Source organism: Streptomyces sp. NPDC051636 (assembly GCF_044453765.1).
In the GTDB taxonomy this organism is placed as follows: Bacteria; Actinomycetota; Actinomycetes; order Streptomycetales; family Streptomycetaceae; genus Streptomyces.
The window spans coordinates 58,659-70,569 of sequence record NZ_JBITDA010000010.1; the positions used below are offsets into that span (position 1 = coordinate 58,659).

An 11,911-nucleotide genomic window follows, 5' to 3' on the forward strand; every position below is an offset into this window, starting at 1 on the left:
ACCCACCCCCCGGGGTGACACAGGGGGGAGGCACGCCATGCCGTACGCCCCGCCCTCCCGCTGCACCGACCCCGAATGCCACGAGCTGGCGACCAAGGGCTCACGCTGCGACGACCACCAGCCCATCCCCTGGGCAGGCCGCGACGACAAGGCAGCGCGCTACGGCATCAGCTCAGGCGAATGGCGCACCCTCAAGCGCAAGGTCACCGCGAGAGACAACGGCTGCTGCTACCTGTGCGGCGCCGAGCCCGCAGACCCCGAGGCCTACGACCCCGACGACCGGACGACATGGCCGCACGAGCTCGACCACATCACGCCCATCAGCGAGGGCGGCGCACGCCGCTCCCTCGACAACCTCGGTCTGGCCTGCACCTCGTGCCACGACGCCAAGAGCCGCGCCGAGACCGCACGCGCCAACGCACGCCGACGTAAGGCCCGCTGACCTTCCCGACGACCTCCCGGAGGCCCCCATGCCGCCAGCCTCAACCGCCCAGCAGCTCCTCGAGTACCGCGCCGAGCTGCGTGCCGGAGGCATCGACCCCGACCTCGCGGACGTGCTGGTGCGCGATGCCGCGTCCGTGCTCGTGCAGCAGAGCGGCCTCGTGACCAAGCCGCTCCCCAGCGCCGTGATCACTTCGACCGTCCCGGAAAGCGAAGCTGGCCGGGGGGTAGGGGAGTCAAAATCACCAGCCTGATCGCCCCGGGGCCCGGCGCGGTCAACTCGGCGCACGCCGTCTCAGAAAAAATTCCGCGCGATGGGCCACCAGACCCGTCACGCTGAGTAAACATGCAGGTCAGAGGGGTGATGACCATGGGGCGTACCGCCCAGCCCGCTGCCCTCAAGCTCCTCCACGGCCGCGGCAACGGCCGCGACTCCGGTGGCCGCGTCGTCAACCAGGGGCCAGCGTTCCGCCGCATCCCACCCAAGCCGCCCACCTGGCTCAGCCGCGAGGCCGCCGCCGAGTGGCGCCGCGTCGCCCCCGGCCTGCAGCGCCTGGACCTCCTCAAGGAAGAGGACCGCGCGGTGCTCGCCGCGTACTGCGAGACCTGGTCCCAGTTCGTGGAGGCCACCCGCACGGTCACCAAGGAGGGCATCACCACGCAGGTCGTCACGGTCAGCGCATCCGGCAGCGAGACCACGCGCACCGTGCCGCACCCGGCCGTGACGATCGCCCGTTCCGCCGGCCGCGAGCTGCGGGCGTTCGCCGCGCAGTTCGGCCTGACACCGAGCAGCGAGCAGGCCCTGGCGAGAGGGGCCGACGATGGCAGCGAGGACGACAACCCGTTCGCGTAAGCCGAGCAAGCCGAAGGCCGCCAAGCGCCGAGACCAGCTGCAGCTGCCGGACCAGGAGGAGCTGGACCGGCTCAAGCTCAGCCCCGAGGTGGCCTGGTACCTGGTCGACCGTGGGATCCCGCTGCCGGACTGCCCGCCGCTGATCAAGACGCCGGAGCCGCGGCAGGAACCGGGAGCGGTTTTCGATCCGGCGCGCGTCGACCGGGTGATCAACGCGTTCTCCAAGCTCCGCCATACCAAGGGGCAATGGGCCGGCCAGCCCCTGCGTCCAGACCCCTGGCAGGTCGCGTACGTGATCGCGCCCGTGTTCGGCTGGGTGCACTGGGACGAGGACGCCGGCGACTACGTCCGGATCATCTCCGAGCTGTACGTAGACGTCCCGCGGAAGAACGGCAAGAGCACCTTGTGCGGCGGCATCGCGATCTACATGACCGCCGCCGACGGCGAGCCCGGCGCCGAGGTCATCGCCGCGGCGACGACCAAGGACCAGGCCCGTTTCGTCTTCGACCCAATCCGGCGCCTGGCCGAATCCGCGCCCGCGCTCAAGGGACACGTCAAGCCCCTCAAGGACAAGATCCTCCACCCCAAGTCCGGGTCGTACTTCCAGTGCATCAGCAACGTCGCCGATGCCCAGCACGGCGCCAACCTGCACGCCTCGATCCTGGACGAGCTGCACGTCCACAAGAGCCCGGACATGCTCGAGGCGTTGGAGACTGGCACGGGCTCCCGGCGGCAACCGCTCAACGTCGTCATCACCACGGCGGACACCGGCCGGCGCGAGACGCCGTACGACAACAAGCGCCGGCGCATCGAGCAGTTGGCCCGTGGCGTCCTGCACGACCCGAGCGTCTTCGGCGTCATCTTCGCCGCGCCGGACGACGCCGACCCGCACGCCGAGGAGACCTGGCGTGCGGCCAACCCCGGGTTCGGTGTCTCGCCGACCCGGGCCTACCTGGTAAAGGCCTCCCGCAGGGCGCAGTCCTCGGACGCCGACCTTGCCTCGTACAAGCGGCTGCACCTCGGCATCCGCACGCGGCAGGACATCAAGTTCCTGCGGATCGAGGACTGGGACCGCAATGCCGGCATGGTGGACGAGGCCAAGCTGCACGGCCGGGACACCTGGGGCGGCCTGGACCTCGCCGCGACGTCCGACCTGCTGGCCCTGTGCTGGCTGTTCCCGAACGACGACGATGGCACGCTGGACGCCCTGTGGCGCTTCTGGACGCCCGAGGACAACATCCCGTCCCTCGACAAGCGGACGGCCAAGGCCGCCTCGCGCTGGGTGCGCGAGGGCTGGCTCACCACCACCCCGGGCAACGTCGCCGACTACGACTGGATCAAGGAACAGATCCGAAAGGACCGCGACTCGTTCCGGGTCCGGTCGATCGGCTACGACCCGTGGAACGCCTCGCAGTTGACCAATGACCTGGTCAGCGAACGGGCGCCCATGGTCAAGGTGCGGCAGGGGTTCCAGACCATGTCGCCCTGCCTCAAGGAAACCCAGAGGCTGATCAAGCGGGGCACGCCGGAGGTGCCCGTGCTGCGGCACGGCGGGCACCCCATCGTGCGCTGGTGCGTGGACAACCTCGCGGTGGTCATGGACCCGGCGGGCAACGTCAAGCCCGACAAGGCCAATTCCGGCGACAAGATCGACGGCGTGTCTGCCCTGCTGACCGCCATGTCCGAGGTCCTCGCGAGGCCTCCGCGCCGGAAGTCCCGGTACGCGGACGAGGACGAAATCATGGTCGTCTAGGGCGGCCGGAGGGGAGGCCGCGATGTTCGCGTGGCGCCGTACCGCCGTACGGAAACGGGTCGTCGTCAACCTGGCCGACAAGGCATTCCGGGGGATCCTGTGGGCCAAGCGCGGCCCGCTCCTGGTCCTGCGGGACGCCGAGCTGCTCGAGGCCGGCCGCCCACCGCAGCAGGTGGACGGCGAGGTCGTCATCGAGCGGGCCAAGGTGCAGTTCACCCAGGTCCTCGCCGGGGGTGGCAGCTGATGGCTTTCGTGGTCAGCTCCGGTGAACTCGCCACCACCGGGGCCGGCGTGCTGCCGGCGTACGCGCCGATCAGTCTTCGGGCCGCGCCGTGGGAGTACGAAACGATCTGGCGCACCCAGCCACAGGTCCGCACGGTGATCGGGTTCATCGCGCGGAACATCGCACAGCTCGGCATCCACACCTTCCGAAGGGTCAGCGACACCGACCGGGAGCGGCTGACGGATCACCCGATGGCGCAGCTGCTCGCCGAGCCACTGCCCGGCATGACCCAGTTCCGGTTTGTCGAGCGTCTCGTTTCCGACGTCGCGCTGTACGACAACGCCTACGGGATCAAGCTCAAGCTCAACGGACGGCTGCGGATCCTGCCGGTACCGCCCACCCTGATCCGCCCGTACGGGGGCAACTGGATCCGGCCGGAGAAGTACGAGACTGCGGGCGGAAGGGACTTCAGTCCGGACGAGGTGGTCCACATCCACGGCTACTCGCCCACGGATCTCACCTACGGGGAGTCGCCGATCGAGTCGCTGCGCGAGCTGATCCTCGAGTCCTCAGAGGCCGCCAAGCAGCGTGCGCAGATGTGGCGCAGCGGGGCCCGCCTGACCGGCGTGCTGGTCCGGCCGGCCGATGCGCCCGAGTGGGGCTCGAAGGAGAAGGCCCGGTTCCGGGAGATGTGGCGGACGTTCTCGCAGGGCGGCGGCGCCGAGGGCGGCACGCCGATCCTCGAGGACGGCATGGAGTACAAGCCCATCGGGTTCAACCCGGAACAGGCGCAGTACATCGAGGCCCGCAAGCTCACCCGCGAGGAGTGCGCGGCTGCCTACTACATCCCGCCCCCGCTCATCGGGATCCTCGACCACGCCACCTACAGCAACATCAAGGAACAGCACGCCCACCTGTACCAGGACACGCTCGGTCCCTGGACGGTGATGCTGCAGCAGGAACTCGTGGCCCAGGTGCTGCCGGATGTGCCGGACAACCAGGACGTCTACTGCGAGTTCAATGTGGAGTCCAAGATGCGCGGCGACTTCGAGTCGCAGGCGGCTGCAGCCTCCACGGCGACCGGCGGCCCGTGGATGACGCGTAACGAGATCCGGGCCCGGAACAACCTGCCGCGCATCGAGGGCGGAGACGAGCTGATCGTCCCCCTGAACGTCACCGAGGGCGGCCTCGCGTCGCCCCGGGACACGGCCCCGGACAGCGGAGCCAGCGCCCCAAAAGCGGGCGGCCTGCCGCGTAGGAAAGCCTCCGGCAGGCCGTCGTCGCTGGGCACGTTCGCCTCCGAACGGGACGCCCTCGAGACCACCTTGACGGCGTTCACCGAGCGGCAGGCGAACGCGCTCCTGACGGCCGCCGGCGCGAAGGCCGACGGCGACACCGGGATGCCGGACCTGCTCGCCCTGTGGGCACAAGGCTCCGAGGACCGGCTCGCGCAGCTGCAGGCGCTGCTCGCCACCCACGGCTACCGGCTCGCCCAGGTTGGCGCCTGGGACGTACTGGACATCTACAACCCCGAGGCCGACAACTGGTCGGCCGAGGTGATGCTCGCCTGGATCCTCGCCGCAGCTGAGACGCATGCGCAGCAGCACGAGGACGCCGGGCGGGACGCCGTCGCCAAGGTGCAGGAGGAGGGGAGCGACGGCTGGCGGGAGGCCCTGCAGTCGGCCGCGGCAGCGTGGGGCTCCGCGGCCACTGCACGGGCCCGTACCGCCTCCACCGAGCTGCGCTCCTTCGGCAGCCACGACGCCGCCAGCGCGAGCGGCTTGACCAAGAAAATCTGGCGGACCGGCGGGAAGAACCCCAGGCCCAGTCACAAGGCCCAGGACGGCGAATCCGTCTCCCTGGACGACGTGTTCAGCAACGGCCTGCGGTGGCCCGGTGACGGCCAGGGCCGCGCCGAAGAACTCGTCAACTGCAACTGCACCCTCGACTACGCGAAGGAGGAATGACGTGCGCACGATGGAAGTGACCGCCAAGGTCAAGGCGGCGGGCGTCACCGACGGGTTGGAAGAGGGTCAGTTCCGTGCCCTCGTCTCCGTCTTCAACAACGAGGACACCTACGGCGATGTCGTCAGGCCCGGGGCGTTCGCCCAGACCCTGCAGGACTGGGCGGCCAAGGGCGACAGCATCCCCGTCATCTGGTCCCACCAGTGGTCCGACCCGTTCGCCCACATCGGGCACGTGGTGGAGGCCCAGGAGACCGCCCAGGGCCTGGAGGTCCTCGGACAGATTGACGACCTCGGCGAGAACCCCTCCGCCGACCAGGTCTACCGGCTACTCAAGGGGCGCCGCGTCACGCAGTTCTCCTTCGCCTACGACGTCCCGAACGGCGGCGGCGCCTGGGTGAAGGACGATACCCACCCCTGGGGCGGCTATTACGAGTTGCGCCAGGTCGACCTGCACGAGGTAGGGCCCTGCCTGCTCGGCGTCAACCGCGAGACCGAGCTGCTCGCCGCGAAGGCCGCCAGCATCGCCGCCGGCGCCAAGGCCGGACGCGTGCTGTCCCAGGCCAACTATGACCGCCTCGCCGCCGCACACGCGTCGATCGGCGAGGTCCTGGCCGCCGCCGAGCCGGAGAAGGCCCGGCACCCCGCGGCCCCGAAGAACGACACCCCGCCCCCGGGGGAGTCCGGCCAGCCCGGCTCTGCGGCGGCCAGCGGCACCGAGCCGCCCGCCCAGCCCTCAGAGCCCGCGCCCGCCCAGGACACTCCGCAGGACACCGTCACCAGCAGCACCGAGAACGAGGCCACCCCGGACCCCCGCGAAGCATCCACCACGGATGCCGCCAAGGCCGGCGCCGTCTCCAACCGCCTGCGCACCGACCTCCAGCTCCTCGAGCTGGAGGCATCGCTCACGGAATGAGGAGACATGCCCAAGACGATCAAGGACCTCAACGAGGAGATGAAGCATCACCTCCTCAAGGCGCGGGAGATCACCACCCTCGCTGAGGAGCAGGACCGGGACTTCACCGAGGACGAGACCACCCAACTGCGCGAGCACATGGCCAAGGCCACCCAGGCCAAGGCCGAGATAGAGAAGCTCAAGGGCAACGACGAGATCCGCCGAACCCTCGAGCAGCTCGGCGACGACATCGCCCTCAACGCCAAGACCGACGACCAGGGCCACCGGCAGACCGCCTCCGGGTTCCTGCTGCCCGACAAGGCCAAGTCCCTGGGCCAGCAGTTCACCGAGTCGCCCGAGTACAAGGGCCTCCTCGCCCAGGCACCCACCGGGCAGTTCGGCGCCAAGCAGCGCGTCCAGTCCGAGATGTTCGGCGTCAAGTCGCTGGTCACCGGCGGCTCCGACACCTCCGGCGGCGCCCTGGTCACCAACGACTACCGCGGCCTGGCCGTCGGCCTGGACGTGTTCCAGCGACCGCTGCGCCTTAGGGACGTCGTCACCCCCGGCCAGACCACCTCTGACACGGTGGAGTACGTCCGCGTCACCTCGGTGACGAACGCCGCTGCCCCTGTGCCGGAGGCCACCAGCTCGGCGGCGCCGACCGCACCGGGCAGCGCCGGCCCGCTGGTGAACAATGCCGGCGGCGGCTACAAGCCCGAGTCCGGGCTCGCCCTCGCGAAGATCACCACCGCGGTCAAGACGATCGCGCACTGGATGCCGGCCACCAAGCGGGCCCTGTCCGACGCCGCGCAGATCCGCACCCTCATCGACGCCTTCCTCCTGTACGGCCTCGAGGAGGAACTCGAGGACCAGATGGTCCAGGGCGACGGCACCGGTGAGAACTTCGAGGGCCTGTCGAACGTCTCCGGGATCCAGGCGCAGGCCTGGGACACCAACCTCCTCAAGACGACCCGCAAGGCCAAGACCTTGGTGCGGACCGTCGGCCGGTCCGTCCCGAACGCCTACCTGCTCAACCCGGCTGACACCGAGGCGCTGGACCTCCTGCAGGACAACGAGGCGCGGTTCTACTTTGGCGGCCCGGCCGGAGCGGGCACCGCCCAGCAGCTGTGGGGCCTCCCGGTCATCGAGACCGAGGCCGTGCCCGCGGGCACCGGCTACTGCGGTGACTTCCGCAAGGCCGTCCTGTGGGACCGCGAGCAGGCCACCATCCAGATCACGGACTCTCACCTGGACTTCTTCGTCCGCAACCTCGTGGCGATCCTCGCCGAGATGCGCGCGGCTTTCGGTGTCCTCCAGCCGAGCGCGTTCGTCGAGATCGACCTCACGGCCTGATCGGAGGCATGACCCATGGCGTACCTCAACCCGGCCGCCGGCGCGGCCCGTGAGGGCAAGCAGGCGGCATCCCAAGCCGACATGGCCGCGGTCACGACGACGGCCGCGGCCGGGGCCAACCCGACCAAGGTCGAATTCGACAAGGTCGTCACGGACCTGACCAACGCGCGAAACACGATCAACGGCCTCCTGGCCAAGCTCCGGGCGGCCGGCCTGATCGCCCCGTGACCCTGTTCATCCACCGCAACGCCGGAGGGCGGTGCCCGTGCGGGGCCGAGAACGCCACGTGCGGCCCGCCCTCCAGCGTCGTGCCGGTGGACCAACTCATCGAGGAGGTGGCCGCGGTGAGCGGTCCGCTCAAGAAGTACAAGGTCGTACGCGGTGGCGTAGAGACCGTGATGAAGCTGTCCGACGACGACGCCAAGCGGCTCGGCGTCGACACGGACGACGTGGTGGGTGGAGCGTCCACCATCGAGCCGGTGCAGCCTGCCGAGCCCGCGACTACCGATGGCGGCCAGGGCGACGACGTCGGCGAGAACGTGGCCGACTCGGGCCCGGGCGACGGCGAGGCACAGGCCGCCCAGGAGCCGAGCCCGGGCACCGGCGAAACCCCCGTCGGTCCGCAGGCGAACGCCGAGACGACGGCGGCGCCCGCCGAGCCCAAGAAGGCGCCGGCCAAGCGGCGACCGGCATCGGCGAACAAGGCCCGTACGACGGCGGCTACCAAGGCCCAGGCCGACGGTGGCAGCTGACGAGTTCCTCGCGGACCCGGCCGAGCTGGCCGCAAAACTCGGCCGGAGCGCGGACGACCCGAAGCTACTCGCCGCCCTGCGCTCGGCAACGCGCCGCTTCCGTGGGCAGGTCGGCCACCGGGTCACCCTCGTCACCGACGACACGGTCACGCTGGACGGTAACGGACGGGAGTCGCTGCTGCTGCCCGTGTGGCCCACCACCGCGGTCACCCGGGTGACCCTGGACGGCACCGAGCTGACCGAGGGCAGTGACTACAGCTGGTCCGAGTCGGGCATGCTGCGCCGCCTCGGCTTCCTGTACTGGCCCGATCGGCTGCGGTGCCTGCAGGTCATCTACAGCCATGGCTGGGACGGCCTGGACAACGTGCCCGAGGACATCCAAGAAGTCGTCCTCGAGCGTGCCGAGGCCGCGTTCACGATCCCCGTGGGCGTGCAGTCCAAGGCCGTGGGAGGGCAGTCCGTCACGTTCGGCGCGCAGGCCGCGTCCGGCGCGACGGAGGCCTGGGTGTCGGCCGTCAACCGGTACAAGGTCCGCACGGGCGGGGACGCGTGATGTTCTTCTTTGACTCCCTCGTGCGCGTTCGCGCGGGCACGCGCACGGACCGAGGCGGCAACCAGGTCAAGGACTGGTCCCCGGACAAGGTCAACCGGCTGCCGGTCGACCAGCTGAACATCCAACCGGCCACCCAGAACGAGGACCAGGACGCGACGCGTACGGCCGTCGTCACCGGCTGGCATGTTCAGTCCGCCGAGGGCACCCACCCGGACATCACAGCCGCCGACCGCCTCGAGTGGAAAGGCATGACGCTCGAGGTGCAGGGCGAGGTTGCCGAGTGGTCCGACCCGCTCACCGGTGAGCCGCACCACATTGAGTTCACGATGATCCGCGCCACTGGATAGGAGGGCAGCCCATGCTCGAGTCCTTCCGCCTCGACACCCGCGGCGTCCGCGAGGTCCTCAACAGCGCCGAGCTGCGCAGCGCGGTGGATGGCCTGGCCGGCGCAATCGCCGCGCACGTCCGGCCGAACGTGCCCACCGGCACGGTCGTCTCCGTACGCGCCTACACCACCGACCGGGGAGCCGCCTCGGTCACCGTCGAAGACGTCCGGGCCATGGCCTGGCAGGCCCGCGACGGCATACTCACCCGAGCCGCCGGCGAGGTCGGCCTCGAGGTCCGGGCGTGGCAGTGAAGCCGCTCACCGTATTCGATGACGCCCAGGCGGCGGCTGCCGCCGTCCTGCGCGCCGCACTGCAAGGCCGAGCGGAACCGTTCACCGCGGGCGTCACGGTGGGCACCCGAGTGCCTGACAGCCGCGCACCTGAGACACCGCTTCGGTACGTCATGGTCCGCAAGGACAGCGACACCCCGCACGCGTCCATGGCCAACGCACGCGTCACGCTCCGGGTGACGTGCTGGCACGAGGACGACGACCAGGCGCACGACCTGGCGATGCTCTGCCAGGGCCTGCTCATCGTCCACTCCGGCGACATCATCCGTGGCGTACGCCCAGGCACTGGGCCGCTGCCGGCCGTGGACGACGTCTCCGACGCGCTGCTGTCGACGTTCACCGTGCTCGCCAACGTCAGGCCCCGGCTGGCCTGAGCATCACCCGCCGAACCGCGGCTCCCTGCATCTGCTACCTGGAAGGAGGGCGCCGTGGCCGGCGACCCGACAAAGGCAAACCTCTGGACCGACGCTGACGTCTACGTCAGCTTCAACCTCAACGCGACCCTGCCCGCCAACGCCGAGACCCCGTTCGGCTCGGACTGGGAACTGGTCGGCCTCCTGGACGGCGACGAGGGTTTCCCCGAGACCCGCGACGAGGACACCGACGACAAGTTCGCCTGGGGCGGCATCCTCGTCCGCACCTCGCGCCAGCACTTCAAGCTGACCAAGTCGTTCACCGTCCTCGAGGACAACACGACCACGCGGCGCCTGGTGTGGCCCGGCTCCACCGCCACCCGAATCAAGGTGCCCCGTCCGGAGCGGGTCCTGGTGGCGTTCGAGACCCGGGAGGGAACGAAGGTCCGCCGCCTGATCACGAGCCAGTACGCCGAGTGCACGCTGGACGGCGACCACGGCGAGAACGAGACCGACCTCGAGAGCGCCACGATCGCGGCGACGATCTTCCCGACCGACGACGGCTACCTGTTCGAGCGGCAGGCCACCCCGGTCCTGCAGTCCATCTCGGTCACCCCGGCGACCCTGTCCGTCACCGCGGGGAACATCGAGGCCCTGGCCGCCACCGCCACCTACTCCGACTCGTCAACCGCCGACGTCACCGCCGAGGCGACCTGGACGTCCTCGGCGACTTCCAAGGCCACGGTGTCCGCAGGGTTCGTCACCGGCATCGCCGCCGGATCCGCGACCATCACGGCCTCCTACCAGGGCCAGACGGACACTTGCGCCGTCACGGTCACCTGACCGAAAGCCACCGGGGCGCGGGCGTTCGTCGCGGTTCGGACCGCGCCCCGGTGCTCCACCCATCCACCGAACCGCGAACCGAAGGAGGCCCATGCCTTTGCAGCAGTTCGATGACGCCGAGCTGCACGCCAAGGCCGTCGAACTCGGCGTCATCGCCGAGGGCGAGGAACTCCCGCGCAACCAGCGTTCCCGAGTGGCGGCCGTCCTCCTCGGCGAGCGGCGCGCCGCCGAGCAGCACAAGGCGCCGGCCGCACCGGTACGCGCCAAGGAGATCACCGTCCGAGGGAGCGAGATCACGGTGGACGGCAAGCCGTTCCCGTGGCTGGTGGCGAGGGCACCGATGGAGATCGGCCTCGCCCCCGACGGCTCAGGCACCGTGCGGCTCACGCTCCTCGCCGACAGCGTCCAGGTCCTCAAGCCCCCGACCAGCAACACCGAAAGTGAGTAACCCATGACCACCCGAACCGCGACCAAGAGCCCGGCGACGCCGGACGACCAGCCGTTTGAGTTCAACCTCAACGCCGTCAAGTCCGAGGTGGACCTGACCCCGTTCCGCTTCCTGTGGGCAACGGCGGACAACCCCAATCGGCGCTTCACCATGACGCACCTGCAGGACCTGGACGTCTGGGAGCTGATGGAGGCCGCCGAGCGCGGCGACACCGGCGCCATGATCGGCGTGTTCCAGGCCGCGATGAGCAAGGAAGACTGGACGGACTTCCGCGCCGTCCCGCTCCCCCAGTACAAGCTCAAGGCCCTGTTCGACGCCTACCGCCAGCACTGCGGCGCGGCTGAGGGGGAATCGCCGGCCTCGTCCGGCTCCTGAGGGAGCACGGCGAGGCCGTAGAGGCCGACCTACGCGAGCACTACGGCGTCCGTCTCAGCGACCTGTTCGCCCGGGACCAGGACGGCCGGCCGCGGCTGACTTGGCGGGAACTGGGCATCCTCGTCCGCCAGCTCCCCCCGCGCGCCCGCACGCGCATCGCGCTGGGCCAGACAGATGGGCTGTGGAGCCTGCAGGAGCACCTGCAGGCCCTCACCGTGGACGAGCTGCGTATCGCCAACTGGCAGCGCGCCAACGAGGGCGTGAAGCCGAGCAAGCAGTCCAAGCCGCCCAACCCGATGGCCCGCCCGGGCCAAGGCCGCGGCCGCGACAAGAACTCCCCCGAACGCATCGCCAAGCGCAAGGCCGCCCTCAGCCGGGCCGCCGAGCGGCGCCGCGCCCTGGCCCGCGGGGAGATCACCTGACCCACAA

Annotated in this window: 18 protein-coding genes; all 18 read left to right on the plus strand. The window is 70.2% G+C overall.

The features are described 5' to 3' along the window. The first annotated feature begins 37 nt into the window (after positions 1–37). The 18 genes from ACIBBH_RS19430 to ACIBBH_RS19515 all read left to right on the plus strand — a co-directional run bounded on the left by ACIBBH_RS19430 (position 38) and on the right by ACIBBH_RS19515 (position 11,904). Entirely contained in the window at positions 38–442 is a 405-nt protein-coding gene (locus ACIBBH_RS19430; RefSeq protein ID WP_399406120.1) for an HNH endonuclease, read from the plus strand. A 28-nt stretch (positions 443–470) separates the two neighbouring features. Then, positions 471–695, plus strand: a complete 225-nt coding sequence (locus tag ACIBBH_RS19435; RefSeq protein WP_399406122.1) for a hypothetical protein — start codon at positions 471–473, stop codon at positions 693–695. A gap of 116 nt (positions 696–811) precedes the next feature. After that, positions 812–1,294 carry a phage terminase small subunit P27 family gene (locus ACIBBH_RS19440; protein ID WP_399406124.1) on the plus strand — a complete coding sequence of 161 codons (483 nt, stop codon included), beginning with the start codon at positions 812–814 and terminating at the stop codon, positions 1,292–1,294. Next, on the plus strand, positions 1,263–3,047 hold the full coding sequence (locus ACIBBH_RS19445; RefSeq protein WP_399406126.1) for a terminase large subunit: 1,785 nt from the start codon (positions 1,263–1,265) through the stop codon (positions 3,045–3,047). Before ACIBBH_RS19440 ends, ACIBBH_RS19445 begins: the two co-directional genes overlap by 32 nt. Before the next feature lie 22 nt (positions 3,048–3,069). Continuing rightward, entirely contained in the window at positions 3,070–3,291 is a 222-nt protein-coding gene (locus ACIBBH_RS19450) for a hypothetical protein (RefSeq protein ID WP_399406128.1), read from the plus strand. Further along, on the plus strand, positions 3,291–5,237 hold the full coding sequence (locus ACIBBH_RS19455; RefSeq protein WP_399406129.1) for a phage portal protein: 1,947 nt from the start codon (positions 3,291–3,293) through the stop codon (positions 5,235–5,237). Before ACIBBH_RS19450 ends, ACIBBH_RS19455 begins: the two co-directional genes overlap by 1 nt. 10 nt (positions 5,238–5,247) lie before the next feature. Next, complete coding sequence (locus ACIBBH_RS19460; RefSeq protein WP_399406449.1) at positions 5,248–6,150, plus strand: HK97 family phage prohead protease; 903 nt, start codon at positions 5,248–5,250, stop codon at positions 6,148–6,150. 6 nt (positions 6,151–6,156) lie between these two features. Further along, positions 6,157–7,482: a phage major capsid protein gene (locus ACIBBH_RS19465; protein ID WP_399406131.1), complete on the plus strand. Its 1,326-nt coding sequence runs from the start codon at positions 6,157–6,159 to the stop codon at positions 7,480–7,482. A gap of 15 nt (positions 7,483–7,497) precedes the next feature. Next, complete coding sequence (locus ACIBBH_RS19470; RefSeq protein ID WP_399406133.1) at positions 7,498–7,710, plus strand: hypothetical protein; 213 nt, start codon at positions 7,498–7,500, stop codon at positions 7,708–7,710. Next, positions 7,707–8,234, plus strand: coding sequence for a hypothetical protein (locus ACIBBH_RS19475; protein ID WP_399406135.1), 528 nt, complete (start codon positions 7,707–7,709; stop codon positions 8,232–8,234). The genes ACIBBH_RS19470 and ACIBBH_RS19475 overlap by 4 nt, the downstream gene beginning before the upstream one ends. Further along, entirely contained in the window at positions 8,224–8,787 is a 564-nt protein-coding gene (locus tag ACIBBH_RS19480) for a mobile element protein (protein WP_399406137.1), read from the plus strand. The genes ACIBBH_RS19475 and ACIBBH_RS19480 overlap by 11 nt, the downstream gene beginning before the upstream one ends. After that, the gene (locus ACIBBH_RS19485; RefSeq protein WP_399406139.1) at positions 8,787–9,134 is read left to right on the plus strand and encodes a hypothetical protein; all 348 of its coding nucleotides are present in this window, start codon (positions 8,787–8,789) and stop codon (positions 9,132–9,134) included. Before ACIBBH_RS19480 ends, ACIBBH_RS19485 begins: the two co-directional genes overlap by 1 nt. An 11-nt stretch (positions 9,135–9,145) precedes the next feature. Continuing rightward, a complete protein-coding gene (locus ACIBBH_RS19490) occupies positions 9,146–9,424 on the plus strand; it encodes a hypothetical protein (protein WP_399406141.1) in 279 nt (92 codons plus the stop codon). Then, positions 9,415–9,837, plus strand: coding sequence for a hypothetical protein (locus tag ACIBBH_RS19495; RefSeq protein WP_399406143.1), 423 nt, complete (start codon positions 9,415–9,417; stop codon positions 9,835–9,837). The genes ACIBBH_RS19490 and ACIBBH_RS19495 overlap by 10 nt, the downstream gene beginning before the upstream one ends. A gap of 54 nt (positions 9,838–9,891) precedes the next feature. Further along, on the plus strand, positions 9,892–10,659 hold the full coding sequence (locus ACIBBH_RS19500) for an Ig-like domain-containing protein (RefSeq protein ID WP_399406145.1): 768 nt from the start codon (positions 9,892–9,894) through the stop codon (positions 10,657–10,659). 91 nt (positions 10,660–10,750) lie between these two features. Further along, the gene (locus ACIBBH_RS19505) at positions 10,751–11,107 is read left to right on the plus strand and encodes a hypothetical protein (protein ID WP_399406147.1); all 357 of its coding nucleotides are present in this window, start codon (positions 10,751–10,753) and stop codon (positions 11,105–11,107) included. 3 nt (positions 11,108–11,110) lie between these two features. After that, entirely contained in the window at positions 11,111–11,482 is a 372-nt protein-coding gene (locus ACIBBH_RS19510; RefSeq protein WP_399406149.1) for a hypothetical protein, read from the plus strand. Positions 11,483–11,697: 215 nt separating this feature from the next. Beyond that, entirely contained in the window at positions 11,698–11,904 is a 207-nt protein-coding gene (locus ACIBBH_RS19515; protein WP_399406151.1) for a hypothetical protein, read from the plus strand. Positions 11,905–11,911 lie beyond the last annotated feature (7 nt).